The organism is Seonamhaeicola algicola (assembly GCF_007997385.1).
Classification (GTDB): domain Bacteria; phylum Bacteroidota; class Bacteroidia; order Flavobacteriales; family Flavobacteriaceae; genus Seonamhaeicola; species Seonamhaeicola algicola.
Map to the genome: position 1 here is coordinate 71,735 of NZ_VOSC01000025.1, position 26,655 is coordinate 98,389.

Annotated in this window: 21 protein-coding genes; 10 read left to right on the forward strand and 11 right to left on the reverse strand. The window is 31.5% G+C overall.

Annotated elements, in window-relative coordinates; genetic code table 11:
* Positions 1-13: 13 nt before the first annotated feature.
* The 3 genes from FUA26_RS09035 to FUA26_RS09045 form a co-directional block, all read right to left on the reverse strand.
* Positions 14-2,335, reverse strand: coding sequence for a PSD1 and planctomycete cytochrome C domain-containing protein (locus FUA26_RS09035; protein WP_147134716.1), 2,322 nt, complete (start codon positions 2,333-2,335; stop codon positions 14-16).
* A complete protein-coding gene (locus FUA26_RS09040) occupies positions 2,336-3,394 on the reverse strand; it encodes a 6-bladed beta-propeller (RefSeq protein ID WP_147134719.1) in 1,059 nt (352 codons plus the stop codon). It lies immediately after the preceding gene.
* Between the two features lie 116 nt (positions 3,395-3,510).
* A complete protein-coding gene (locus FUA26_RS09045; RefSeq protein WP_147134722.1) occupies positions 3,511-7,437 on the reverse strand; it encodes a hybrid sensor histidine kinase/response regulator transcription factor in 3,927 nt (1,308 codons plus the stop codon).
* A gap of 249 nt (positions 7,438-7,686) precedes the next feature.
* Between FUA26_RS09045 and FUA26_RS09050 the strand changes: the two genes are divergently transcribed.
* Positions 7,687-9,231: a glycine--tRNA ligase gene (locus FUA26_RS09050; protein ID WP_147134725.1), complete on the forward strand. Its 1,545-nt coding sequence runs from the start codon at positions 7,687-7,689 to the stop codon at positions 9,229-9,231.
* Between the two features lie 212 nt (positions 9,232-9,443).
* Complete coding sequence (locus tag FUA26_RS09055) at positions 9,444-11,651, forward strand: T9SS type A sorting domain-containing protein (protein WP_147134728.1); 2,208 nt, start codon at positions 9,444-9,446, stop codon at positions 11,649-11,651.
* Between the two features lie 52 nt (positions 11,652-11,703).
* On the opposite strand, the gene FUA26_RS09060 is transcribed toward FUA26_RS09055, so the two are convergent.
* The gene (locus tag FUA26_RS09060; RefSeq protein WP_147134731.1) at positions 11,704-12,174 is read right to left on the reverse strand and encodes an Lrp/AsnC family transcriptional regulator; all 471 of its coding nucleotides are present in this window, start codon (positions 12,172-12,174) and stop codon (positions 11,704-11,706) included.
* Positions 12,175-12,309: 135 nt separating this feature from the next.
* On the opposite strand from FUA26_RS09060, the gene FUA26_RS09065 reads away from it, so the two are divergent.
* A complete protein-coding gene (locus tag FUA26_RS09065; protein ID WP_147134734.1) occupies positions 12,310-12,690 on the forward strand; it encodes a DUF423 domain-containing protein in 381 nt (126 codons plus the stop codon).
* A 78-nt stretch (positions 12,691-12,768) separates the two neighbouring features.
* The gene (pckA, locus tag FUA26_RS09070; protein ID WP_147134736.1) at positions 12,769-14,385 is read left to right on the forward strand and encodes a phosphoenolpyruvate carboxykinase (ATP); all 1,617 of its coding nucleotides are present in this window, start codon (positions 12,769-12,771) and stop codon (positions 14,383-14,385) included.
* 72 nt (positions 14,386-14,457) lie between these two features.
* Here the strand turns inward: pckA and FUA26_RS09075 are convergent, their stop codons facing one another.
* The gene (locus FUA26_RS09075; RefSeq protein ID WP_147134739.1) at positions 14,458-15,207 is read right to left on the reverse strand and encodes a uroporphyrinogen-III synthase; all 750 of its coding nucleotides are present in this window, start codon (positions 15,205-15,207) and stop codon (positions 14,458-14,460) included.
* Between the two features lie 23 nt (positions 15,208-15,230).
* Positions 15,231-15,875, reverse strand: a complete 645-nt coding sequence (locus tag FUA26_RS09080) for a DUF4271 domain-containing protein (protein WP_147134742.1) — start codon at positions 15,873-15,875, stop codon at positions 15,231-15,233.
* A 115-nt stretch (positions 15,876-15,990) separates the two neighbouring features.
* Between FUA26_RS09080 and FUA26_RS09085 the strand changes: the two genes are divergently transcribed.
* From FUA26_RS09085 to FUA26_RS09095, 3 genes are read left to right on the forward strand one after another with little or no spacing between them, the layout of a single operon-like run.
* On the forward strand, positions 15,991-16,713 hold the full coding sequence (locus tag FUA26_RS09085; RefSeq protein ID WP_147134748.1) for a polyprenol monophosphomannose synthase: 723 nt from the start codon (positions 15,991-15,993) through the stop codon (positions 16,711-16,713).
* Between the two features lie 27 nt (positions 16,714-16,740).
* Positions 16,741-18,081 carry a dihydroorotase gene (locus FUA26_RS09090; RefSeq protein WP_147134752.1) on the forward strand — a complete coding sequence of 447 codons (1,341 nt, stop codon included), beginning with the start codon at positions 16,741-16,743 and terminating at the stop codon, positions 18,079-18,081.
* Positions 18,081-18,584, forward strand: coding sequence for a DUF4296 domain-containing protein (locus FUA26_RS09095; RefSeq protein ID WP_147134755.1), 504 nt, complete (start codon positions 18,081-18,083; stop codon positions 18,582-18,584). The genes FUA26_RS09090 and FUA26_RS09095 overlap by 1 nt, the downstream gene beginning before the upstream one ends.
* Here the strand turns inward: FUA26_RS09095 and FUA26_RS09100 are convergent, their stop codons facing one another.
* Complete coding sequence (locus FUA26_RS09100) at positions 18,585-19,592, reverse strand: NAD-dependent epimerase/dehydratase family protein (RefSeq protein ID WP_147134758.1); 1,008 nt, start codon at positions 19,590-19,592, stop codon at positions 18,585-18,587.
* 120 nt (positions 19,593-19,712) lie between these two features.
* On the opposite strand from FUA26_RS09100, the gene tyrS reads away from it, so the two are divergent.
* A complete protein-coding gene (gene tyrS, locus FUA26_RS09105; RefSeq protein WP_147134761.1) occupies positions 19,713-21,008 on the forward strand; it encodes a tyrosine--tRNA ligase in 1,296 nt (431 codons plus the stop codon).
* Positions 21,009-21,217: 209 nt separating this feature from the next.
* Here tyrS and FUA26_RS09110 read toward each other — a convergent pair whose 3' ends face one another.
* The 3 genes from FUA26_RS09110 to FUA26_RS09120 all read right to left on the reverse strand — a co-directional run bounded on the left by FUA26_RS09110 (position 21,218) and on the right by FUA26_RS09120 (position 23,514).
* Positions 21,218-22,198 (reverse strand): LuxE/PaaK family acyltransferase, encoded by a 981-nt coding sequence (locus FUA26_RS09110; protein WP_147134764.1) that lies wholly within the window; start codon positions 22,196-22,198, stop codon positions 21,218-21,220.
* A 99-nt stretch (positions 22,199-22,297) separates the two neighbouring features.
* Entirely contained in the window at positions 22,298-23,062 is a 765-nt protein-coding gene (locus tag FUA26_RS09115) for a T9SS type A sorting domain-containing protein (protein WP_147134767.1), read from the reverse strand.
* A gap of 107 nt (positions 23,063-23,169) precedes the next feature.
* Complete coding sequence (locus FUA26_RS09120; RefSeq protein ID WP_147134770.1) at positions 23,170-23,514, reverse strand: T9SS type A sorting domain-containing protein; 345 nt, start codon at positions 23,512-23,514, stop codon at positions 23,170-23,172.
* Positions 23,515-23,705: 191 nt separating this feature from the next.
* Here FUA26_RS09120 and FUA26_RS09125 point away from each other — a divergent pair, with 191 nt between their 5' ends.
* Together FUA26_RS09125 and FUA26_RS09130 are read left to right on the forward strand one after the other, a co-directional pair.
* Positions 23,706-24,386, forward strand: a complete 681-nt coding sequence (locus FUA26_RS09125) for a response regulator transcription factor (protein ID WP_147134773.1) — start codon at positions 23,706-23,708, stop codon at positions 24,384-24,386.
* Positions 24,387-24,392: 6 nt separating this feature from the next.
* The gene (locus FUA26_RS09130; protein ID WP_147134776.1) at positions 24,393-25,442 is read left to right on the forward strand and encodes a sensor histidine kinase; all 1,050 of its coding nucleotides are present in this window, start codon (positions 24,393-24,395) and stop codon (positions 25,440-25,442) included.
* Here FUA26_RS09130 and FUA26_RS09135 read toward each other — a convergent pair.
* Positions 25,416-26,480 carry a glycosyltransferase gene (locus FUA26_RS09135; RefSeq protein ID WP_246109113.1) on the reverse strand — a complete coding sequence of 355 codons (1,065 nt, stop codon included), beginning with the start codon at positions 26,478-26,480 and terminating at the stop codon, positions 25,416-25,418. The two genes, FUA26_RS09130 and FUA26_RS09135, sit on opposite strands and share 27 nt — an antisense overlap.
* Between the last annotated feature and the right edge of the window lie 175 nt (positions 26,481-26,655).

The following is a 26,655-nucleotide window of genomic DNA, read 5'->3' on the forward strand; positions in this document are numbered from 1 at the left end:
TGTTTTAGTTCGTTTAAATTTTAACAATGGCTTCTTCCATATTATACATAGTGTGAATTATTTGCATAAGAGCAGCCACCTCACTTTTATTTAAATTTGTTGAAGGGTATTCGCCTACATTAACAAAATCATTAGCTCTTTTAGTATCATTTTTAAATATTTCTTTTTGCTGGTTGTAATAGTTTAGTAATAGTTTTTTTTCTTCGGGTTTAATTTTTCTGCATAAAATACTTCTAAAAGCTTTATTTATTTTAGCTTCATCAGTGCTGTTTTCTTGTAACAGTTTTTCAGAAAATACTCTAGAGGCTTCCAAAACCGTAGGATCATTTAAAAGTACTAAAGCTTGCAGAGGTGTCATTGTGCTAAGTCTTCTTACCTCACATTGGTCTCTAGTAGTCGCATCAAAAATCATTTGAACAGGAGGAAGTGAAGTTCTTTTAATAAATGTGTAAATACCTCTACGATACAAGTTTTCATTATGATCTTGTACGTAATAAACTAGCATACCTCTGCCAGATGATGATGTTTCCCATAAACCATCTGGTTGATATGTTTTAACGCTACGGCCACCTATCTCTCTATTTAATAATCCACTACTGGCTAGTATATGATCTCTAATCATTTCTGAAGTATATCTAGCTCTTGGCATATAAGATAAATACTTGTTTTCTGGGTCAATTGCTTGCTTTTTATTGTTTACTATTGAAGATTGTTTGTAGGTGGAAGACATAACCATTTTTTTAATTAGTTTTTTAATATTCCAATCATTTTCAATAAAATCTGCCGATAGGTAATTTAATAAATCTACGTTAGAAGGTAATTCTCCTTGCATGCCAAAATCTCCCGAGGTTTTTACAATGCCAGTTCCAAAAATTTCTTGCCAAATGCGGTTAACATACACACGACTGGTTAGCGGGTTTTTTTCATTAAATAACCACTTTGATAAACCTAAACGGTTTGATGTGTATTTTTCTGTATCAAACGTTAAAATAGCATTTGGTAAATTTGGTGTTACGGTATCTGTTTTTGCATCATAAGCACCTCTATCTAAAATACGGGTTGGTCTTTTTTCTTCTAGCTCTTCCATTACCATTACTTCAACATTTTTATAGCCGTTTTTCTTATTTATGAAAGGTAAACTGTCTTTTGCTAATTGATTTGATATGGATAAAAAGGGAGGCTCTGCAATGACTCTTAAATTTGCATTTACTGCACTAGATTTTTTATAAGGTGTATTTTCAAAAAAAGCAAAAGTACTGTAGTAGTCTTTTTGCGAAATGGGGTCATATTTATGGTCATGGCATTTGGCACATTCAAAAGTTAAACCTAAAAATGCTTTGCCAAATGTGTTGGTTCTATCTGTAATGGTTTCAATTCTGTATTCTTCTACAACAATACCGCCTTCTTGGGTTATTTTATGGTTTCTATTAAAACCTGTGGCTAGAATTGTTTCCAAATGTTTGTTAGGGAGTAAATCTCCGGCTAACTGCCAAGTAACAAATTTTTTATAGCTGTAGTTTTCATTAAATGCATGTATAACCCAGTCTCGCCATGGCCACATGGTTCTTAGTTCATCATCTTGGTAACCATGTGAATCTGCAAAACGAGCTATATCCATCCATGAACTAGCCATTTTTTCGCCATAATGTTTGCTGGCTAAAAGCTCATCTACTATTTTTTCATACGCATTTTCAGAGGTGTCGTTTATAAACTTTTTTTGCATTTCAATAGACGGAGGAAGTCCTGTAATATCAAAAGAAACACGTTTTAATAATTGTTCTTTAGTAGCCTTTTCGTTTGGGGTTAAACCTAAGTCTTCTATTTTACTAAGAATAAAATAATCTATATCATTTGTTGCCCAATCTGCTTTTTTTACTTTAGGTAATTGTGGTTTTGTAATTGGTGTAAATGCCCAATGTTGTTTGTATTTAGCACCTTGTTTAATCCATTTTTCAATAACTTTTATTTCGTAGTTTGAAAGTTTTAAGTTAGACTCTGGAGGTGGCATTACTGTTGCTGTATCTTTTGATACAATTCTTAAATATGCTTCAGATTTGTTGGGTTTACCACTAACAATGGCATGTTTTTTTGGAGATTCTTTTAATGCAGCATAAGCACCTTCTGCGGTATCTAATCTTAAATCTGCAAATCTTTTATTGGCATCTGGCCCATGGCAATTAAAGCATTTGTCTGACAATATTGGTCTTACATCAAAATTATAATCTACTACTTTGGGTACTTTTTTTTCGGGTATACTTACGTAATTATCGCTCTTGCTATTGCAAGAAAAAAAGCTAAGGACTAATACTAAATAAAATGGAAAAAATAGTTTCATTTATACTCTTTCTAATTTAATTGGGTAAGATTTTTTAGCATTCCACTGGCAGATGTATAAGTTTTTATCTTCATCTATACACACATCGTGGCAATGGTTAAACAATGCTGTGTTTTGAAGCATTAGTTGAAGCTCTCCGTTTTTGTATTTAGGCTTGGTGCCACCGGGATTAGATACTACCTTATTGTTTTTATCTAAAATGGTTACAAAACCAGAATTTGGAACACGTTCAAGGTATTTCATTCTAGACCAGCATACGCCAGCGTAAATATTTTCAGCATCAATAACGGGCCTGCATACATAGGCTCCTGGTAAAAAAATGGTTGATAAATATTTGCCTTCTAAAGTGTATCTTTTAAAAGCATTATGTGTTCTAGAAGTGCATAAAAGGGTAATGTTATTGGGGTCTCTATCATCAATAGCAACGCCATGAGCGTTGTTTAATTTTTCATCTTCATAACCTCTCCCTCCAAATTTTCTAATAAATTCTCCGTCTTTGTTAAACTGTAAAATCCAATCTGAGCCATAGCCATCAGAAACGTAAATATCTCCATTTGGAGCAATGGCTGTTTCAGTTGGTTTGTATTGCATGTTATTGCTGTAAACACCAATGTTTTTAGGGTTAGGTAATTCCATAATAATTTTGCCATTTACAGTGGTTTTTACAACTTTACCCGCACTAGGGTCTGTTATAAATAAAACATCTTCTTCGCCTTCTTTAAAAAGTGTTAAGCCATGGCCAGCGTTATATGTGTGCCCCCAAGTGGTAATTAATTTTCCAGACTTATCATAAATAATAATATTGTTTTTGGTTTCATCTGTAATCATTATTAGTCTACCCTTAGAGTCTAAAACCATTTCATGGCAGTTTTTAATTGGTGTTGTGTTAGGGTTTAAATTACCCCATTGTTTGTGAACACGATATTTAAAATTTCCATGACCAATTATTTCATTACTTAAGGTTGGTTTATTTATAATTGTAAAACTATATGAAGGTATGGTTGCAGCGGTACTGGCTAAAGCCGTTTTTTTTAGAAAATCTCTACGAGAATTTTTCATTTGTGTGGTGTTAGTTTAGTTGTAGTTTTTTAGACTTCCAAATATATTCTAGACACCAAAAAATGAGGTGGATTTTTTTTGTAAAATGGTGTATTTATTAAACAAATACAGTGAAATTAACCCTTTGGAAGGTAATGAGACGGCGGATTACCAAATTCTTTTTTGAAAGCACGACTAAAGTATCGGTTGTCATTATAGCCAACTTTGTAAGCTATTTCTTTTAAAGTGTACCGGCCTGTTTTAATTAATTGCATTGCTTTTGTAAGCTTGTAGAAATTTATATATTCTATTATAGATTTTCCTGTTAATGCTTGTATTTTTCTGTAAAGTTGAGATCTTGTTATAGTGAGCTCTTTGCATAATTCATCAATAGAAAATGTTGAATCATCTAAATGTTCATTTAGCTTTAAGTTTATTTTTTCAAGATATTTATCAGGTGTGCTATTTTGTGTGTTGGCTTCTTGGGTGTTGTGTGCTTTTAAATGCTTTTTTAGTAGTTGTTTTCTGCTTTCTAAAATATTATTAATTTTAAGTTTTATTTCTGAAATATTAAACGGTTTTTGAATATAATCATTAGCACCCGAGTTTAGTCCTGAAATTTTGTTTTGCTCTCCTGTTTTGGCTGTTAAAAATAGCAAAGGTATATGTGCTGTAAGTTCATTACTTTTTAGTTGGTTTGCAAGTTGTAAGCCGTCTGATTCTGGCATCATAATATCGCTAATAATAACATCAGGTATAGTGGTAATGGCAATTTGAAACCCTTTTTTGCCATTTTCGGCTTCAACTATTTGGTACGTGTCTTTAAGTTCTTCGCTTATATAATTTCTAATATCTGCATTATCTTCAACAATTAAAATTAAAGTTTTTTCAGTGTTTATTTTTGGTAAAACTGTTGTTGTAACGTTGTTAAGGTTATTGTAATCATGCAGGCCAATGGGTATTTTTACCTTAAAATAACTGCCTTTTTCTTTGCTGCTTTTTAACTCTATGCTGCCTTTGTGAAGTTTAACTAGCTCTGAGGTTAATGATAAACCAATGCCACTACTATAACCAAAATCTGGGTTTTCATCTAATTGATAAAAACGTTCAAAAACCTTTTCTTGGTATGCTTCAGGTATTCCAGAACCATTGTCTATTACATTAATTTCCAGAGTTCCATTTAATAGTTTGTTATTAGTATCTACTTTAGTGTTTAAATAGTTTACTAATAAAGATACTTTGCCGCCTTTTGGGGTGTATTTAAAGGCGTTAGAGAGCAGGTTTGTGGTTATTTTTTTTATTACATCGGTATCATAATAAATCTCGTAGTTTTCATCAGGAAATTTACTTTTGTAGGTTAAGTTTTTTTCTTTTGCCCAATATAATAATGATGCGTTTATGGTATTAAATACTGATACATCTCTGTGTGTAGTTACGTGTAGTTTTTGTGTGGTTTCTAGTTTTCTAAAGTCTAAAATTTGATTAACCAATTCTAACAACCTAGAGCTGTTGCGATACATCATTTCTAAAACTTTGTTGTTGGGTTTGGTTTGCTCTTGAATATATTTGTTTAATGGAGCCGATATTAGTGTTAAGGGTGTTCTTAACTCATGAGAAATATTGGTGAAAAATTTTAATTTTAATTTGGTTAGCTCTTCTGCTTGTAAAACGCGTTCTTTTTCTATTTCAAATTGTGAGCGATGTCTTTCGCGTTTAATTATTAACCAAATAACAAGAAAAAATAAAGCTATAATACACAGTGATATTACTATTTTAAACCATATTAAATTCCAAAAAGGAGGTTTAATATGTATGTTTAATTTTTTAATGTTATTGCTCCAAACACCATCTTCATTACTGGCTTTAACTAAAAAAGTATATTTACCTGAAGGAATATTAGTGTAGGTTGCCTTTTGGTTACCGTAAACATTAATCCAGGTTTTGTCATAACCATCTAGTTTATATGCAAATTTACAGCGTCCGTTATTGTTGTAGTTAATAACTTGAAATTCAAATTCAAATTTTTTGTCTTTGTAACTTAAATTTACTTGTTGTTCTACTTCAATATTTTTAGAAATATATTTACTATTGGGTTTTACAATGGTATTGTTTACCCAAAGTTTTGAGATGTAAATGTGTGATGGTTTATGGTTTTCTTCAATGGCTTTTGGGTTAAATAGCATTAAGCCTTTATCAGTTTCAAAAACTAATTGGTTTGTATCTAAATGTAAGCTAGAAAGACCTATTTTATGAGATAACAAGCCATCTTGTTCATTTAAAACACGAATTTCATCAGTTATGTAATTATATTTAATTAATCCGTTTAAGGTTCCAATCCATAAATTGTTTTCTTGATCTTGTTCAATAGCATTAATTATTTTGTCTTTAATTACAGGGTTTTCACATTGAAAAAATGTGCCAGTTTTTTCATTTAGCCTACATAAACCTACTTTTGTTCCAATCCATAAATTATGTTTATTGTCTTCAAAAATTTCATTTACAAAATTGTTGTTTAGGCTTGTTTTGTCTCCAATTTTATGTCTGTAATGTTCAAATTCATTGGTTTTAGGTAAGTATTTTTTTAAACCATCGCCATTAGTCCCAATCCATATTTGGCCTTTGCTATCTTCAAAAATTACAGAAGCCCAATGAAAATACCCAATACCATTAGGAGTGTCTGAGGTGCATTCAAATTTTAAAATACTATTTGAGGCAATATTGTATTTTTTAACGCCTAAAATTTCTCCTAACCATAAATTGCCATTGTTTGATAACATAATACTTCTAGGGTCAGACTTTAAGGCCGTGGTATTTAATAATTCACCCTTTACAGTTAACTCATAAATGTTTTTAGAATCGGCTATCCAAACATTTTTATTAAAGTTTGTTGCAACGTATGGTTTTCCAATAAAACTAATTTTAATTTTATTGAAGGTGCTATCCTTTTTTGTGTAAATAAATACGTTGTTGTTTTTTACAATCCAATAATTTAAATGGGTTTTACTTATGGTGCTGTAGCCAGAAATATGTTTTGTGAAGTATTTAAACGGACTGGTTTTCTTTTCAAAAAGAAAAAAACTACCATTATTAGCTGCTACCCAAGAGGTGTTTTTATTTTTGTTATGAAACACTTTATTTAAAACTAAATCATAATCTAGGTTAAATAGTTTATTTAAATAAATTTGTTTTTTTAGTTTAAAGTCTTCATTTAATATTGAAATGGTATTATTGCTTAAAAACCAACAGCTGTTACTGTTTTCTTTTTTAACGTATCGCCCAGTATAATTTGAAACTTTTAAGGGTTTAAAAGCACTATTGGTTTTGTAAATAGAAAAGTTTTTAAATGATGTTATTAATTTTCCATTGTAATACTCAAGGCTAAAGTGTGGCTGTGTTTCTTTACTTGGTAGCACACGCTTAAACGTTTTGTTTTTGGTGTTAAAAATGTTTAAGCCAATCCATGTACCAACAATTATATTACCATAAGGATCTTCTTCTAAAGCTAATACATTATTGTGGCTAAGGGTAGTAGTGTCAGAGGTTTTATGTTTATACCATGTAAATGTATTGGTGCTTCTGTTAAGTATGTTTAATCCGCCACCATCTGTACCTATATATAATTGTTTGTTTTTACTTTCAAAAATGGTTCTAACCTCATTAAAACTTAAAGATTGTGGGTTGTTTTCATTGTGTATAAACCTATCAAAACAATCACATTCTCGGTTGTACTTTAATAATCCACCACCATAGGTGCCTACCCATAGTGTTTTTTCGGTATCTTCATATAAACATGAAATATTATTATCAGTTATACTGTTTTTATCGTTTTCATTCTTGCTGTAATTTTTATAGTTGCTACCGTCATAACGCCACAACCCGTTTGATGAGGCAATCCATACAAAACCAAAGGTGTCTTCTAAAATATCATTTGTATGGGTTTCTATTGGTAACTTAAAGTGGGTAATTTTATAGTTGTCTGTAAACTTTTGAGCATGAAAATTATATGCTATAAAGAATAGCATAAAAAAAAGTAGAAAGACTTTTTTTAAATTATTTGGCATCATGCAATTTAAAGTTTTACAATAATAACATATTACAAATGAATTTTAAAATAATGGTTTTTAAGGTCATTTTTGGTATAATTTTAATAGCAAGAAAACTAAAAAAATATTTTAATACTTATCTTGCTATATTTAAGTAAATGTCTGTAGCTATTAGTAAAATAGTTAAGTAGAAGTAAATAATCATGAAATTATATCAAATTTTATTAAAGAACTGTAATAGTTAATTGTCGGTTTTATATTTTTGCAGCTATGGCAAATCAAGACGATAAATTTAAGAAGGTTATATCGCATGCAAAGGAGTACGGGTATGTATTTCAAAGTAGCGAAATTTATGATGGTTTAAGCGCAGTTTATGACTATGCACAAAACGGTGCTGAACTTAAGAAAAACATACGTGACTATTGGTGGAAAGCCATGGTGCAAATGCATGAAAATATTGTAGGCATTGACGCTGCCATTTTTATGCACCCAACCACTTGGAAAGCCTCAGGACATGTTGATGCCTTTAATGACCCATTAATTGATAATAAAGATTCTAAAAAACGTTACAGAGCTGATGTTTTAATAGAAGATTATTGTGCTAAAATTGAAGCAAAAATAGATAAAGAAGTAGCTAAAGCCGCAAAGCGTTTTGGTGAAGCCTTTAATAAAGAAGAATTTGTAACAACTAATGCTAGAGTTTTAGGTTATCAAGAAAAAATTGATACCACGCTATCTAGAATGGCAAAGTCTTTAGAAAACGAAGATTTAGCCGATGTTAAAGCCTTAATAGAAGAATTAGAAATAGCAGACCCATTAACTGGAAGCAAAAACTGGACAGACGTAAAACAGTTTAACCTTATGTTTGGTACCAAACTTGGTGCTTCTGCCGAAAATGCTATGGATTTATACCTAAGACCCGAAACAGCCCAAGGTATTTTTGTAAACTTTTTAAACGTGCAAAAAACTAGCCGCTTAAAAATTCCGTTTGGTATTGCGCAAACAGGTAAAGCGTTTAGAAACGAAATTGTTGCTAGACAATTTATTTTTAGAATGCGTGAGTTTGAACAAATGGAAATGCAATTTTTTATAAAACCAGGCACACAAAAAGAATGGTATGAACACTGGAAGGAAACCCGTTTGAAATGGCATTTAAGCTTAGGTATGGGTGAAGATTTATACCGCTTTCACGATCATGAAAAATTAGCACATTATGCTGATGCCGCTGCCGATATTGAGTTTAAATTTCCGTTTGGTTTTAAAGAATTAGAAGGTATTCATTCACGTACCGACTTCGATTTAAGTCAGCATGAAAAGTTTTCAGGAAAAAAATTACAATATTTTGATCCTGAAGAAAACAAAAGTTATGTGCCTTATGTATTAGAAACATCAATAGGCTTAGATCGTATGTTTTTAGCAGTATTCTCTAATTCATTACAAGAAGAAGAGCTAGAAAACGGAACAACTAGAACCGTATTAAAATTACCAAGTGTTTTAGCACCTGTAAAAGCGGCTATTTTACCATTGGTAAAAAAAGATGGATTACCAGAAATTGCACGCCAAATTGTTGATGATTTAAAATGGGATTTCAATGTAATTTATGATGAAAAAGATGCGGTAGGGCGCCGTTACCGTAGACAAGATGCTAACGGAACACCATTTTGTATTACTGTAGATCATGATACATTAAATGATAATACAGTAACCATAAGGCACAGAGATACTATGGAGCAACAACGCGTTAAAATTGATGATTTAAGAAACATTATTAAACAAGAAGTTGATGTGCGTAATTGGTTAATAAAAATGAGGTAAAGCAAGTATTTACAACGTATTTTAAATTTATGATAAATCACAAAGCCCGAATAAAACATTCGGGTTTTTTTGTAAGAAATTTTTCTAATTGTTTGATTTAGTGGGTTCAAAGGAATAATTATGTGTTTTTTAGTACAACAAAAGGTTTTTCCGCAACAAATTGTTTTTCGTTTAAAATAACTTTAAGCAAACCTAATTTAAACTAAATAAACATGAAAAAATTTGTTAGTAAAACAATGGTAATCTGTTGTTTGCTTTTATTTGAGACTCTGTTTTCTCAAAATCAACCCTCATTTTCTGCGGGTCAAGATCCTAAACCAGGAGGAAAAAAATGGGAAAAAATTGAAAACTTATCTGATGAATTCGATAATGGTTTCGTAACAACTAAGTGGGCAAAAAACATACCCACATGGGAAGGTAGAAAACCAGCGCGTTTTGAAACAGCCAATGTATCCGTGTCTGGAGGTGAATTAAAATTAGTAGCAAAAACAAAAGATAACCCATATGATGGATGGACACATGAAGGGGCTGCCGTAAGAAGTGTTAATAAAGCTCCTTTTGGTTATTATGAAGTAAGTATGAAGGCAAACAAAACTTTTATGTCTTCAACATTTTGGCTAATTAATGAGGTGCCATCTAATCCAACAGCTTGTGAAAGACGTACTACAGAACTAGATGTAGTAGAATGTGTGGGTATTAACACTAATGGTGGTAACGGTTTTACTAATGAGATGAGTTCAAATTCTCATAGCAGACCACCATGGTGCCCAAACCCTCCAGGAGGCAAAGTAATAAATTGCCCTTGGCCTGCAGGTTGCAACTACCAAACTGGTACTCAGGGTAACAATGCTCCTTTAGGAGGATTCAATTGGGCAGGTTTTCATACATACGGAGTTTGGTATAAAAACAAAGATGAAGCAACATTCTTCTTAGACGGACAAAATGTTGGTACTATAAATTTACCGTCAGATTTTAATCTTGATATGTACTTAAGATTTGTTGTAGAAACATATGATTGGATTGCACCTAGTCCTGGTGCTGATGGAATGAACAGTTCCTTATCTGACAGAACTACTAGGTATGATTGGGTAAGGTCGTGGAAGTTGGTAGATTGTACTGGTAATGATTGCGGAACACCTTCAACTGCTACCGTTAACTGTAACAGTCTTCCAGACGACTTAACAACATCTACAGCAATTAATGTTTCTATAGGTTATACAGCTGATCAGCAAAGAGATGTGGTTGTTGAATTATGGAATGCAACAACCAATTCTTGGTTAGCAGAAGGTAAAGCTACTGTATCGGCAGGAACAAGTACAGCTTCAGTTACAATGAATATTGGTACTGCACCACCTGCTGGTAGTAATTATTTATTAAAAGCTAGTATTCGTCCTGTTGGAGCAAATTGGCAATCAAACATTGATGCTTGTACAAAAACGGGTGTTAGTTTAATAAGTGGTAATACTGGAGGTCCTCCAGATGTTGATTGTGCTAGTTTACCAAACTCATTAAGTACTTCAACATCAATTAATGTTCCTATAGTTTATACATCAAATGGTCAATTAGATGTTGTTGTAGAGCTTTGGAATGCATCTACAAATTCATGGTTAGCACAAGGAAGTAAAACAGTAGGTGCTGGATCTGGAACAGCAATAGTTACAATAAATACAGGAACAGCGCCATCAGCAGGAAGCAACTATTTATTAAAAGCTAGTATTCGTCCTGTTGGTTCAAGTTGGCAATCTAATATTGATTCTTGTACAAAAACAGGTGTTAGTTTAATTAACGGAAGTGCAGGCTCTCCAGATGTTGATTGTGCTAGTTTGCCAAGTTTATTACAATCTTCTACTTCAATAGAAGTGCCAATATCTTACACTTCAAATGGTCAATTAGATGTTGTTGTAGAGCTTTGGAATGCTTCTACAAACTCATGGCTAGCCGGAGGTACTACAACTGTTAGTGCAGGATCAGATACAGAAATAGTAACAATAAATTTAGGAATATCGCCTGCAGCAGGAAGCAACTATTTGTTAAAAGCTAGTATCCGTCCTGTTGGTTCAAGTTGGCAATCTAATATTGATGCGTGTTCTAAAACTGGTGTAACTTTAACAAATACTGCTAATAAAAATATAAAGGCTAAATCTGTTGTTAATAGTGATGAGGTTTTGAATGATAAAGTAATTATTTATCCAAATCCATTACATCAAAATGAAGAATTTAATATTATTTTAGGAAATTCTGAAGTAAATAAAAATGTGAAAATTTATGATTTAAGAGGTAAAATCATATATAAAACAACAACTACTGAAGAAAAGATAAATATTGATTCAAAAACCGTATTTAAAACCCAAGGTTTGTACTTCATAAAAGTACAAGATGAAAGCGGTGATTTAAAAACACTAAAATTAGTGGTAAACTAAATTTGTAAGCAAGTAAATAAAACCCCCGAGCATATGTTCGGGGGTTTTAATTTTATATCTTCATTTGGCGGTCAATTTGTTGATCTAGTGATATAAATGTTTCAGTTCTTGAAACGCCCGAAATAGTTTGTATTTCATCATTTAATAAGTGCATTAAATGTGCATTGTTTTTACAAATAATTTTAATTAATACATTCCAGTTGCCAGTTGTATAATGGCATTCTAGTACTTCGGGTACTTTTTTAAGTTGTTTAATAGCTTCTGGGTTATGTATGGCTTTATCTAAATAAACACCAATAAAAGCTACTGTTGTGTAGCCTAATACTCTTGGGTTTATTACAAATTTTGAACCAGTTATTAAACCAGATTTTTCAAGTTTACGTAAACGCTGATGTATTGCAGCTCCAGAAATACCTACGTTTCGGGCTATTTCTAAAATGGGCGTTCTAGCATCTACCATAAGGGCACGCAATATCTTTTTGTCTATTCCGTCTATTGTTAAAGCTTTGTCTTTTGATTTCATTTAAAATGATTTCTGTTTAAAAGGCTAATTTAATAATTTGATTTCAAATTAAAACTAAAATATTAAAATTGATTGACCCGGTTAATAAATTAATAGTTTTAGTTCGTTAATTTTGCAATATTAACACAACATATAATGACAAAAAAAATATTAGTAACTGCTGCTATACTTGGCGTAATAGCTATAGTTTTAGGTGCTTTTGGTGCACATACATTAAAATCATTAATTTCAGTTGAAGCTCAAAAAACTTTTGAAACAGGTGTGCGCTATCAAATGTATCATGCGTTATTACTAATGTTTGTAGGTGGCACTTCTTTTTTAACAGAAAAAACTAAAAGCATTATTTTTTATTTAGTTGTTTTTGGAGTTTTATTTTTCTCGGGGTCAATTTATGGTTTGGCAACAAATAATCTATTTATGTTTAACTTTAAAACAATTGGTTTTATAACACCAATTGGTGGCTTACTATTTGTGCTTGCTTGGGCTGTTTTTAATTGTAGATTTTTTAATAATTAAAACAAAATAGCTGTTTAAAAAGTATAATTATTAAAATAAACCGCTATTTTTGCTTAAAACTTAAATTTTTACGAATTTATGGATAATAATACCCAAACTACGAAAACGATTTCGTTAGAGCGTTACGGCATTAAAAATGCCAAGTTATATTACCAACTTTCTCCAGAAGAACTTCATGAAATTTCTATTAAAAAAGGTTTAGGTGTGCAGGCTTCATCTGGTGCTTTGGCCGTTAATACAGGTGAGTTTACAGGGCGTTCTCCTAAAGATAGGTTTATTGTTAAAGATGATATTACTAAAGACCGCGTTTGGTGGGGCAATATCAATATTCCTTTTGATGCTGATAAATTTGATAAACTTTACAGTAAGGTTGTTAACTACCTGTCTAACAAAGAAATATTTGTACGCGATTCTTATGCTTGTGCCGATGAAAATTATAAATTGAGCATACGTGTAATTAATGAGTATCCTTGGAGCAATCAATTTGCTTACAATATGTTTTTAAGGCCTACCGATGAAGAGTTAAATAACTTTAATCCGCAATGGACGGTTGTTAACGCACCAGGTTTTATGGCAAATCCTGATGTTGATGGTACAAGGCAACATAATTTTGCAATTTTAGATTTTTCAAAAAAAATAGCACTCATTGGTGGCACAGGTTATACTGGCGAAATTAAAAAAGGTATATTTTCTGCATTAAATTTTATACTACCAGTTTTTAAAAACACATTGCCAATGCACTGTAGCGCTAATGTTGGTAAAAATGGAGATACCGCTATTTTCTTTGGTTTATCTGGTACAGGAAAAACCACGCTTTCAACAGACCCTAATAGAAGTTTGATTGGTGATGATGAACACGGTTGGACAAACGAAAACACCGTTTTTAATTTTGAAGGTGGTTGTTATGCTAAGGTAATTAACCTTTCTAGAGATAAAGAACCTGAAATTTATGATGCTATTAAAAAAGGAGCCATTCTTGAAAATGTTATTTTAGATGATAACGGTGTGGTAGATTTTGCTAACACTACCATTACTCAAAATACAAGAGTAAGTTATCCAATTCATCATATTGAAAATATTAAAGTGCCTTCAATTGGAAAAAATCCTAAAAATATTTTCTTTTTAACTGCAGATGCTTTTGGTGTAATTCCACCAATTTCAAAATTAACGCCAAGTCAGGCTGCATATCATTTTATTTCGGGTTACACAGCAAAAGTAGCAGGAACTGAAGCAGGTGTTGTTGAGCCTGTACCTTCTTTTTCTGCATGTTTTGGTGCGCCTTTTATGCCCTTACACCCAGCAAAATATGCAGAAATGTTAAGTGATAAAATGGTAAAATCTGGTGTTAATGTTTGGTTAGTAAATACTGGGTGGACGGGTGGCCCTTATGGAGTTGGTAAACGTATGGAACTTAAATATACACGTGCTATGATTAATGCTGTTTTAAATGGTGATTTAGGCTTGTATAATTATGATGATTACCATATTCACTCTGTATTTGGTGTAGCCCAACCAAGAACTTGCCCTGGTGTGCCAACTAGTGTATTAAGCCCAAGAGCAACTTGGAACAATGATGAGGCCTATTACACCACAGCATTTAAATTAACAAATGCTTTTAGAGAAAATTTTAAAAAGTTTGAAGCGCATTGTAGCGAAGAAATAAGACGTGGCGGACCACAACGCTACGCATTTTAAGTGTTTTATTAGTTAAAGAAAAAAGGCTGGTTTTTACGTAAAAACCAGCCTTTTTAATAACGATAAAGTTAATTATTTTCCTTTATTAACTTTGTCTATGTATTTTTCTAAAGCCATTGTCATAGATGGTGTTTCAGGTGTTGGTGCAGCAATATCTACACGTAAACCTTTGGCTTCAACAGCTTTTATAGTTGTGTTTCCAAAAACAGCTATTCTTGTATCATTCTGTTTGAAATCTGGGAAGTTTTGAAATAAAGATTCAATACCAGATGGACTGAAAAACACCAAAACATCATAATAAACATCTGCTAAATCCGATAAATCACTTACAACAGTTTTATAAAATGTAGCTTGTTTCCATTCTACACCTAAAGCATCTAAAGTATCAGGTACTTCTTGTTTCACTTTATCAGTGTTTGGTAATAAAAACTTTTCGTCTTTATACTTTTTTATTAATGGCGAAAGCTCAGAAAATGTGCGCTTACCCACATAAATTTTGCGTTTTCTGTAAACAACATATTTTTGTAAATAATAAGCAACAGCTTCTGATTGGCAAAAGTATTTCATGGAATCAGGAACAGTAAAACGCATTTCTTTAGCAACCCTAAAAAAGTGATCTACAGCATTTCTACTAGTTAAAATTATAGCTGTGTACTTTGATAAGTCAACTTTTTGCTGCCTAACGTCTTTGGCAGAAACACCTTCTACATGAATAAAAGGCCTGAAATCTATTTTTACTTTTTGCTTTTCTTGTAAATCAAAGTATGGTGAGTTCTCTATTTTAGGTTCTGGTTGAGATACTAAAATTGTTTTCACTTTCATAGGCACAAGTAGTTTGTTCTGTATTAACTCATAAACACCTTGTATAATATAAGATAGGGTGTTATTTCAAGTGCGCAAAGATACAAAATAAAATAGAATAAATAGTTTTTTATAAAACTTTGATGCATTTTAAATGATGTTATTATTCCTATAACATTTGCTATTAATAAAATAATAACCATTATGTAAATTACAGTTAATGATACTTGTATTTTGTATAGTAAAATGGCATTAATAGGTAGTAATAATATACCAATGTAATTTTTATAACTAATTTTTTGAAAAATATAATTATCAACCAACTTATCTATTTCAAAAAGGCTGGCTATAAGTCTTTCAATAAGTACTTTTATAAGTATAAAAGCGCCAATACCAACGCCCATTTTAAATAATAGGTTAATATTTGTGTTTTTTGTGTTTGTGAAATATCTAAATAAAATATATAAAAAAGTAGCGCCACAAATTATTAAATTACAAAATAAAAGTGCATCAAATTTGTCAAAAAACTTTTGATCTCTAGAGTAAATTTTCAAGTACTTAGAGTTTCCTATTACATAAATAAAGTCGTTAAAACGCTTTGGGTCAGTTAATTTAGCAATGGCTACTAAGGCAATGCCAATAACTAGCAATATAGTAAAAAGTCCATTATGTGTAATTTCTCTAAGCATGCCTTAAAATTATTATATTTTATTAATAAGAACCTCAAAATTATTAAGGAAAATTTAAAAAAAGTACGGGCTTATTAATGTACATTTGCCAAAATAAATGTTCAAGAAAATTAGAATGATAGGAGCTGTAGTTATTATTCCAACGTATAATGAAATTGAGAATATTGAAGCTATAATAAAGGCAGTTTTGGGGCAATCTAATGACGTTCATGTGCTTATTGTTGATGATAATTCACCAGATTTAACGGCTTTAAAGGTTAAAGAGCTTCAAAACACCTACACTAATAGGTTGTTTTTAGAGGTTAGAAAGGAAAAATCTGGACTTGGTACGGCCTACATACATGGGTTTAAATGGGCGTTAAGTAGAGAATATGATTTTATTTTTGAAATGGACGCCGATTTTTCGCATAACCCAAACGATTTACCAAAACTATACAATGCATGTGCTATTAATGGCGCCGATGTATCAATAGGTTCGCGTTACAAAACAGGAGTAAACGTGGTAAATTGGCCCATGGGAAGAGTGCTTATGTCGTATTTTGCATCAAAGTACGTACGTTTTATAACGGGTATGAATATTACCGATACCACAGCGGGTTTTGTATGCTATAAAAATCATGTGCTTAAAGCTATAAATTTAGATACTGTAAAGTTTATTGGGTATGCATTTCAAATTGAAATGAAATTTAAAGCCTATTTAAAAAACTTTACAATTGTTGAAGTACCCGTAATTTTTACTGATAGAACAAAAGGCGAATCTAAATTACACCGTGGTATAATATCTGAAGCTATTTTTGGTGTTATCTCAATGAAAATTAAAAGCATATTTAAAAAGTAAAACGTAATTCTATTTAAATATTAAAAAATGAAAAAAACACTAATTAAAAATGCCAATATAGTTAATGAGGGGGCTATTTTTAATGGCGATATATTAATAGAAGGCGAGTACATAAAAAAAATAGGAGAATCTTTAACACCAAAATCTGCCGATGTTTTAGTTTTAGATGCAGAAGGCAAATACCTTTTACCTGGTGTTATTGATGATCAAGTGCATTTTAGAGAGCCTGGTTTAACACAAAAGGCTACAATTGAAACAGAATCTAAAGCAGCCATTGCAGGTGGTATTACATCATTTATTGAAATGCCCAATACCAATCCGCAAACTACAACAATTGAAAAGTTAGAAGAAAAATTTGCTATAGCAGCCAAAACATCATCGGCTAATTATTCATTTATGTTTGGAGGTACAAACGATAATTTAAACGAAATTTTAAAACTAGATGCTAACCAAGCTGCAGGATTAAAATTGTTTTTAGGGTCTTCAACAGGTAATATGTTGGTTGATGATCCAGAGGTTTTAAAAAATATCTTCAAAAATACCAATTTAAGAATATCAGTACATTGTGAAGATGAAACTACAATAAAAAACAATTTACAAGCACATATTGAAAAGTATGGTGATGATATTCCTATTTCGCAGCATCCTATAATAAGAAGCGAAGAAGCTTGTTATTTATCGTCTTCAAAAGCAATAGAATTAGCAAAAGAAACCGGTGCAAGATTACATGTTTTTCATTTATCTACAGGAAAGGAAACTAGCCTGTTTGAAAACAAAACACCTTTAAAAGATAAAAAAATAACAGCCGAAGTATGTATACATCACTTGTGGTTTTCAAGTGAAGATTATGAAAAGAAAGGTACATTAATAAAATGGAATCCGGCAGTAAAAACGGCCGAAGATAGAGAGCAACTTTGGGAAGCTTTACTAGATGATAGAATTGATGTTATAGCAACAGACCACGCTCCACATACTTTAGAAGAGAAAAAAAACGTTTATACAAAAGCACCTTCTGGTGGGCCGTTAGTACAACATGCATTGCCAGCTATGTTAGAAATGCATCATAGAGGTAAAATATCTATTGAAAAAATAGTTGAAAAAATGTGTCATAACCCAGCTATTTTATTTGATGTTGAAAGACGTGGCTATATAAAAGAAGGCTATTTTGCAGATTTGGTGTTGGTAGATTTAAATAACCCTTGGACAGTAACAAAAGAAAACACACTATATAAATGTGGGTGGTCTCCTTTTGAGGGTACAACTTTTAAATCTAGAATAACGCATACTTTTGTAAATGGAAATGTTGCCTACCAAAACGCTAAATTTAGTAACGTAAAATATGCTAAACGCTTAACTTTTAATAGATAATGTTGAAACGTTTTTTAATAGTTTTTATAGCCATTTTAGGTTTTATTGGGTGTAATGGTCCAAAAAAACCAAAGAATTTAATATCTAAAAACAAAATGGTTAACATTTTAATTGATGCTAAATTGGTAGGGTCTGCAAATGCTGTAAACAGAAAAACATTAGAAGACAAGGGGATTTTGCCCAATACATACATTTACAATAAGTATAATATTGATAGTTTACAATTTGCCGAAAGCAATATATATTATACATACCAAATAAAAGACTACGAAGAAATTTACCAAATGGTAAATGACAGTTTAGAAAAGTTAAAAGAGCATTATAAAAATATACAAAAAGAAGAGCAAAAAAAGCGGGTTAAAAAAAGCGAAGATTCTTTAAATGAAGTTTTAAAAACACGCGATTCAATTAAGTTTCCAAAGGGTAAAAATAGCGCAAAACCAGCACCTTCAATAGATGATAAAACAATTCAAGAATTAGAGAATTTAGATATTGAGTTGTAATTATTTGTGCTTTAAAAAACAAGCGCCAATTTCTTGTATTGTTTCGTTAATAGGTGTAAACGTATAGTTTAATGTAGCTTTTAAGTGTTTGCTACTATAGTTTTTTTCAGTGGTTAATGCTGTAACTATATGTTTTGTTAGTACACGCCTTTTTCCTGTAAGTTTGCTTTTTATCCAGTCTAATTTCCAAGCTATTTTTAATAGAAAAATAGGTGCTTGTTTTTTTGGTGCTTTTTTATTCACAGATTTTGCCAGCGTTTGTAAAAAACGTTTGTAAGTCCAATTTTCTGCAACTAAAACAAAGCGTTGGTTGGTAATTGTGCTTTTTAAAAGGGCTATCATAATATTTACAACATCATCAACCGCCACCAAACCAACAGTGCCATTAGTGTAATACGTAAAGCCTTTGTGTGCACGTTTAAATAAATTTCCGGTACCATAACGCCAAATGCCAGCGCCTAAAATAACACCAGGGTTTACAATAACGGCATTTAAACCTTCTTGTGTACCGCGCCAAACTTCCATTTCAGCACCATACTTTGTAATGCTATAAACACTGTTATCGGCTTCGGGGTTCCATATACTACTTTCGTCAATAGGTTTGTTATTATTACTATTTCCTAAGGTAGCAATAGAGCTTACATGGCAAAGTTTTTTTATGTTATTTGCTAAACACATGTTTACAATATTGGCAGTGCCTTCAATATTTGTTTTTCTAGAAAGTATGTATTTATGTGGTTCAAATGATACAAAAGCAGCGCAATGATATACGTATTCAATGTTTTTAAAAGCATTGGTTAATAACGAAATATCTAAAATATCGGCTTCAACAAATTCAATACTATTATAAAGTTCAAGGTAATTGCTAGTATAACAAGAAAATACATTTTTAATATTTTCAAGTTTTTTAGGGTTTCTATAAATAGCTCTAACTTTTTCGCCATTACAAATAAGTTTATAAAGCAAATGAGACCCAACTAAACCTGTACCGCCTGTAACTAAAATCATGAGGCTAAAATAATGAATATTTTATATAGCTTTTGCTAAAATGCTTCAGAAAGAATACTAATTATAACCTACTAATTGTATGGTATTTTTATATTTGCAGCACAATAAATTATATTAAAGATGAAAATGAATTTTGTTGAAGAATTAACATGGAGAGGTATGCTACATGATGCCATGCCAGGAACCGAAGAACATTTAATGTCTGGTATGCAAAGCGCCTATGTAGGCATTGATCCTACGGCCGATTCTTTACATATTGGGCACTTGGTAAGTGTTATGATGTTGCGTCATTTTCAGTTAGCAGGCCACAAACCTTATGCGCTTGTTGGTGGTGCTACCGGTATGATTGGTGATCCGTCAGGAAAATCTGCTGAACGTAATTTGTTAGATGAAAAAACGCTTCGCCATAACCAAGAAGCTATAAAAAGCCAGTTGTCACGTTTTTTAGATTTTGAAAGCAACGAAGCTAATGCTGCAGTTTTAGTTAATAATTATGATTGGATGAAAAACTTTTCGTTTCTAGAATTTATTAGAGACGTTGGTAAACATATTACCGTAAACTATATGATGGCTAAAGATTCTGTTAAAAAACGTTTGTCTTCTGAAGCTAAAGAGGGCATGTCTTTCACAGAGTTTACATACCAATTAGTACAAGGATATGATTTTCTTCATTTATACAAAGAAAAAAACTGCACCTTACAAATGGGTGGTAGTGACCAATGGGGTAATATTACTACAGGTACAGAGCTTATAAGGCGTATTGGTGGAGGTAAAGGTTATGCACTAACTTGCCCGCTAATTACAAAAGCCGATGGTACAAAATTTGGAAAAACCGAAGGTGGAAATGTATGGTTAGATGCAAACAGAACATCACCCTACAAATTTTATCAATATTGGTTAAATACCAGTGATGAAGATGCTGAAAAGTATATTAAAATTTTCACGTTTTTAACAAAAGAAACTATTGAAACTTTGGTTGAAGAACATAAAGAAGCTCCCCATTTACGAACTTTACAGAAACGTTTAGCTGAAGAAATTACTACAATGGTACACTCTAAAGAAGATTTAGAAAATGCTATTAAAGCTAGTAATATATTATTTGGCAAATCTACAAGTGAAGATTTAAAAGCATTAAACGAACAAACGTTTTTAGATGTTTTTGATGGGGTACCATTAACTGAAATTTCAAAAAGTGATATTGAAAACGGATTAGATATGGTTGCTGCGTTGGCAGAAAAAGGTAACTTTTTAAAATCTAACGGCGAAGCAAGACGCGCTTTAAAAGAAAATTCAATTTCAGTAAATAAAGAAAAGGTAAAAGAAGATTACGCTATTACCTCGTCAGATTTAATTAATGAAAAGTTTGTATTGTTACAGCGTGGTAAAAAAAATTACTTCATACTAAGAGTGGTATAAAAACATAAGGCTTGGTGTAAAACCAAGCCTTATTACTAACCAATTAAATAAAAACTAATCTTTCTTTTTCTTAGCTCATTAGTTTTGTCGGTATAAATACAAATAGCTTACACAGTTATAATCTTAATTAAAAGTTAAAGTATTAAACTGAATTTTAATGAAGTTTTTACATATATAACCTAAAGTGAATAGGTTATGCTTTGTATAAGTTAAAGCACCATAAGGTTGCAGCCCCTAATATCAGAATGGTCAAATCTGCCAATAATTTCAAAAGAGCCATTGGTATTTAACCGGCCCAAGTCTTGGGTGGCAATAAACGCACAAGAATTAATATTTGCTAAATCTATAATGTTTAAACCACCTGTTTTTCTTGGTTTTTGTATGCTTAAAGGGTCTTCAGTATCACGGGTTAAAACACGCATCCAATGTGGACAATTAAAAATACCATTGCCCTTGGAATAAGCCTGACTTAAAAGTTCGGTCATACCATATTCGCTATGTATTTCATCAACACCAAAACCATGTTTTAATATGTTGTGAAGCTCATTACGTATTAATTCTTTTCGGCGCCCTTTCATACCGCCAGTTTCCATTATTATGGTGTTTTTTAAATTGAATTTATAGGTTTCAACTAAATCTAAAAGTGCAAATGAAACACCAATTAGTAATATTTTTTTTCCTTCACAATCTAAAGTTGTTAATGTGTTTTTTAATTCAGATAGGTTGTTTAAATAAAAGCCGCTTTCAGGCTGTTTTGATTGTTTTATGAGTGCATCAACCATGTAAATTAGTGATGAACCTTTGCGCTCTAAGTATGATGGTAATAGAGCCAAAACCACATAATCTTCAATATTACCATAAAAATGAGAAAACCCTAAATTAAAGCTGTCTTGGTAAACTTTTAAGTTAGTTACATGGTGTTTGCTAGTGTTTTGGCCTGTAGTACCAGAGCTTGTAAAAATAGTTTCAATAGCAGAGTTTGAGCTTAAAACGGTACGAGATTTAAAAAATTGAATAGGTAAAAACGGTATATCTTCAATGGTTTTTACATCACTAGGTGTTTTGTAAAGTAAATCGCAAAAAGATCTGTAAACACTATTGTTTTCAAATTGGAACTTGAAAATTTCAAGCGCTTTTTTTTCAAATGCTTTGTTAGTTTTAATGTTAAAAATACTCTTGTAGTCTATCATTTATCAAGCAATTCTGTTTTAAAAAACACAGTACAAAAATAGTTAAAATAAAAAAGCGCTGCTATTGCAACGCTTTTAAATATATGGTATAAATAGTGTTTATTTAACCACTAATCTTGTAGTGGTTGTGGCATTATCTTGCACGGCTCTAAGCATATAAATGCCAGTATTTAAGCTAGAAATGTTAACAGTTTCGTTATTTGTTACTGTGTTAATTACTTGTTTGCCTAACATATCAAAAATAGCAACAGATATTTTAGCATTGCTTTTGCTAGAAATATTAATAAAACCATTTGCAGGATTTGGGTATAAAGCAAACCCTTTAATTTGGTTTTGGTTTGAAGACAACGTGTTGTTTGTAACACCAGACGATGGTGCAGCAAGATAAAAAGTTCCATCACCAGATTGGTTTAAAGAATTTGAAGTATCATCATTATATTGTACAGTTTCACCCAGAGCATTCATTAGGGCAGTATCGTCACTATCATTAGTTCCGTATACTACAGCGTCTACAAGATTTGTAGTTGTTGGAGCGGTACCATTAGGGAAGTTTGAGGCACTATCCATATATAATGCAATGGCGTCTGGTCCATTTTGTATTCCGTTTGAAGGGAAATTAATAACAAAAAATCCATTAGCATCAGTTGTTTCGCCTGTTAAATCAACAGTGTTGTAGCTTATGTCTCCGTTGCCATTAAAAAGCACAATAATATAGCCGTTTAAAGAAGTATTTGGTGACCATTGAATTTCAATAAATTCAGCACTATCAGTACCTGCTTGGTCAGCATCAAATTCACTAATAATTTGACCAAAAGACATATTTGCTAATAAAATAGTAAATAGGAAGAAGTAAAGTTTTTTCATAAAATGAGAGTTTAATTAATTAAACCTCTAAATTATGTATAAACTTTAAGGTATTTTAATGGTTTTGGTGTAATTGATATTTATTTTACAAGGAAATAACGTTATCTTTACTTTATCACTAATTTTCTAGTCTCACTAATATTATTTTCAGTTATTTTTAAAATATAAACACCTTTACTAAGGTTGGCAATATTTAATTCTTTACCAATTAATTTAGTGTTGTAAATTAGTTTTCCAATAACATTAAAAAACTCAACGTGTTTTACTAAGTTTTTTTTAGAAGAAATATATATGTAAGTATGGCCACTGTTAACAGGGTTTGGGTAAATAGATAAACCCTCAATATTTTCTTTAACAGGCGTATCTGTAGCATAATTTTGAGATGTACCTTTATAGTTACAAAACAAAAATGCTAGAATAAAAAAAACAGATAAAAAGTAGTTTTTTGCCATAAAGTACCTTTTAGGTTATGTAAATTTAAGAAAACACAACAAAATTTATACCAAAAAAGTGTTAAACATTTACGTAATACATCGAAAGGTTAACTCTGGGTAAGTACTTTGTTACCTTAACGTTATTAATTAACCAATAATGAGTATATTGTGCTTTTAGTTTTATCTTTACCTTTTGAAATTATTAAAAAATGAAGAAAAAGGACATTAAAATACTGTTAGTTGATGATGAGCCAGACATTTTAGAAATTGTAGGATACAATTTAACTAGTGAAGGCTACCAAGTAATAACTGCCGAAAACGGAAGTGAAGGCGTTAAAAAAGCAAAAAAAGAATTACCTCAACTCATTATTTTAGATGTTATGATGCCTGAAATGGATGGTATTGAAGCATGTGAATTATTGCGTAAAAACCCAGACCTTAAAAACACTATAATTACCTTTTTAACAGCAAGAGGCGAAGACTACTCTCAAGTAGCAGGCTTTGATGCAGGTGCAGATGATTACATAACAAAACCTATAAAACCAAAGGTGTTGGTTAGTAAAGTAAAAGCATTACTACGCCGTTATAAAGAAGAAGATGTTTCAGATACTGTTAAAATTGGCAGTTTGGTTATAAATAGAGACGAATACAAAGTAACTTCAAAAGGCAAAGAAATCATATTGCCAAGAAAAGAATTTGAATTACTATCTTTGTTAGCCTCAAAGCCAGGGAAGGTTTTTAAACGCGATGAAATTTTAGATACCGTTTGGGGTAACGAGGTAGTTGTAGGTGGTAGAACCATTGATGTTCACATTAGAAAACTACGCGAAAAATTAGGAGATGATAGTTTTAAAACCATAAAAGGCGTTGGGTATAAATTTGTAGATTAGTACCACATGCAAGCGCAAACAAAATTTAAAAAATCATATAGGTTTGCTATTAACACTTCGTTATACATAACCGCATTCATAACGCTTTTAATAAGCGTTTTTTTATATTATTTTCATCAACCAAAGTGGTATTATATTCCCATTTTTGCAGTAAGCGTTTATATATTTTGTTTTGTAATTATTCAATTCAGAATAGAAAAATTTATTTATAAACGTGTAAAAAGAATTTATGATGATTTAACGTTGTTAGAATCGGCTAGTTTAAATAAAACGGCCATAACAACCGATATGAAAACACTTACCCAAGAAATAGATAAGTTTGCGAAAGACAAAAAAATTGAAATTGAAACTTTAAAAGTACGCGAACAATACCGTAAAGAGTTTTTAGGTAATGTATCACATGAATTAAAAACGCCATTATTTACAGTGCAAGGTTATATTTTAACACTGCTTGATGGTGCTATGGATGATGAAAACATAAGAACCAAATACCTAGAAAGAGCAAGCAAAGGTATTGAAAGACTTGGCTATATTATTAAAGACTTAGATATGATTACCAAACTAGAAGTAGGTGATTTAAGTTTGAAAACCGAAGCTTTTGATATTGTTGAACTTGTTGAAAACGTATTTGATATGTTTGAAATGAAGGCCTCAAAAAAGAAAATAACCTTAACCTTTGATATGGATTACCCTGAACCAATAATGGTAAGGGCAGATAAAGAACGTATACAACAAGTGTTAGCTAATCTTGTGGTTAACTCTTTAAAATACGGAAGAATAAAAGGAACCACAGAAATTAGTATAGAAAATCTTATAAAAAATAAAGTTATTGTAAGAGTTACTGATAATGGCGAGGGTATAGAAAAAGAGCATATTAAACGTTTGTTTGAACGCTTTTTTAGGGTTGATAAAAGTGGCTCACGAAGAGAAGGCGGTTCTGGTTTAGGCTTATCAATTGTTAAGCATATTATTGAAGCACACAATGAAAAAATTTATGTAGAAAGTGAATATGGCGTTGGTAGTGAGTTTTCATTCACCTTGGAAAAGGCTGAATAATTTTTTGTAATCTATATCAAAATCAAAAGCTTTTAAACCTTCAAAATTTTTCACAGTTTCAATCTTATCAATTGTAAAATTATCTTGTATGCAACTTGGTACAAGGTTCATTTCGGTTAAGCGTTTTGCTAAATATTCTTGCTCAAATTGTCCAGGGGTTGGTATAAAAAAAGCTTTCTTATTAAGTTTAGCTAAATCCATTACTGTGGTGTAACCCGAACGCGAAATGACTATGTCACTTTCATTTATAGTTTTTTCTAAAAGTGCCGATGTCATAAAATTATAAACCGTAACATTACCCATAATTTGTATGGTTTGTTCATCTTCCATCAAGCCTTTAACCAAAATAGCTTTTTCAGGGTAATCTTTAAGTTCTTTAAGTAGTTTATCAACCAACAAACCACGTTGTGGCTCAGGGCCAGAAATTAAAGCTAATAATTTGTTGTTTTTAACTGTAGCTTTTTTTTCAAATCTACTTAAGGGGCCAATGTAAGTTAACGGAATATCAAAAGTATTTGTGTGCCCTAGTTTTCCGCTTAAATTCATATCACCTTCAATGTCTGGCACCCAACAGGCGCTAAACTTTTTAATAATTTTTTGGTGCATTTTGGTACTAAGCCAAGTGGTGCTTCCGCTAAGTACATTAAGTTGATGGGTTATAAAAACTGAAGGCACTTTTTTACTGTAAACACCCAATCTGTTATCAGAAATTATACCCGAAATTTGATGTGTTTCAATAATATCTTTAACTGCTTTTTTTTCGTTTTTAACCGCTTTTAAAACTTTAGGAGAATCTTTTAAAAGTTTCATTTTAAAGTTTTTTCCATTTTTGGCATAGGTTACATTATACCCTGGTAACTCAATAGAAGAGAGCATGGGAAATTCTTTTTGTAAAAGTTTTAAAGCAACACCATCACTAGCAATAATGGGTGTAAACCCCTGGTTTAACAAGGCTTTAATTATAGGTATACATCGGGTAGCATGCCCTAAACCCCAATTTAAAGGCGCCACTAATATTCGTTTTTTGTTGTGTTTCACAAATGTGTATTTGGGTGTATTTTGCAAAACCAAATGTTGGCTTTTTACATATTTGCTGTAATGCAGCACCAAAAAAGCATTGCAATTACAAAAAATAAGAAAAACAAAGGTAAGCATATAAAGGCTTCTGTATATTTCCTTAATTTTACCAAATATTTTCAAATAATAAGAAATA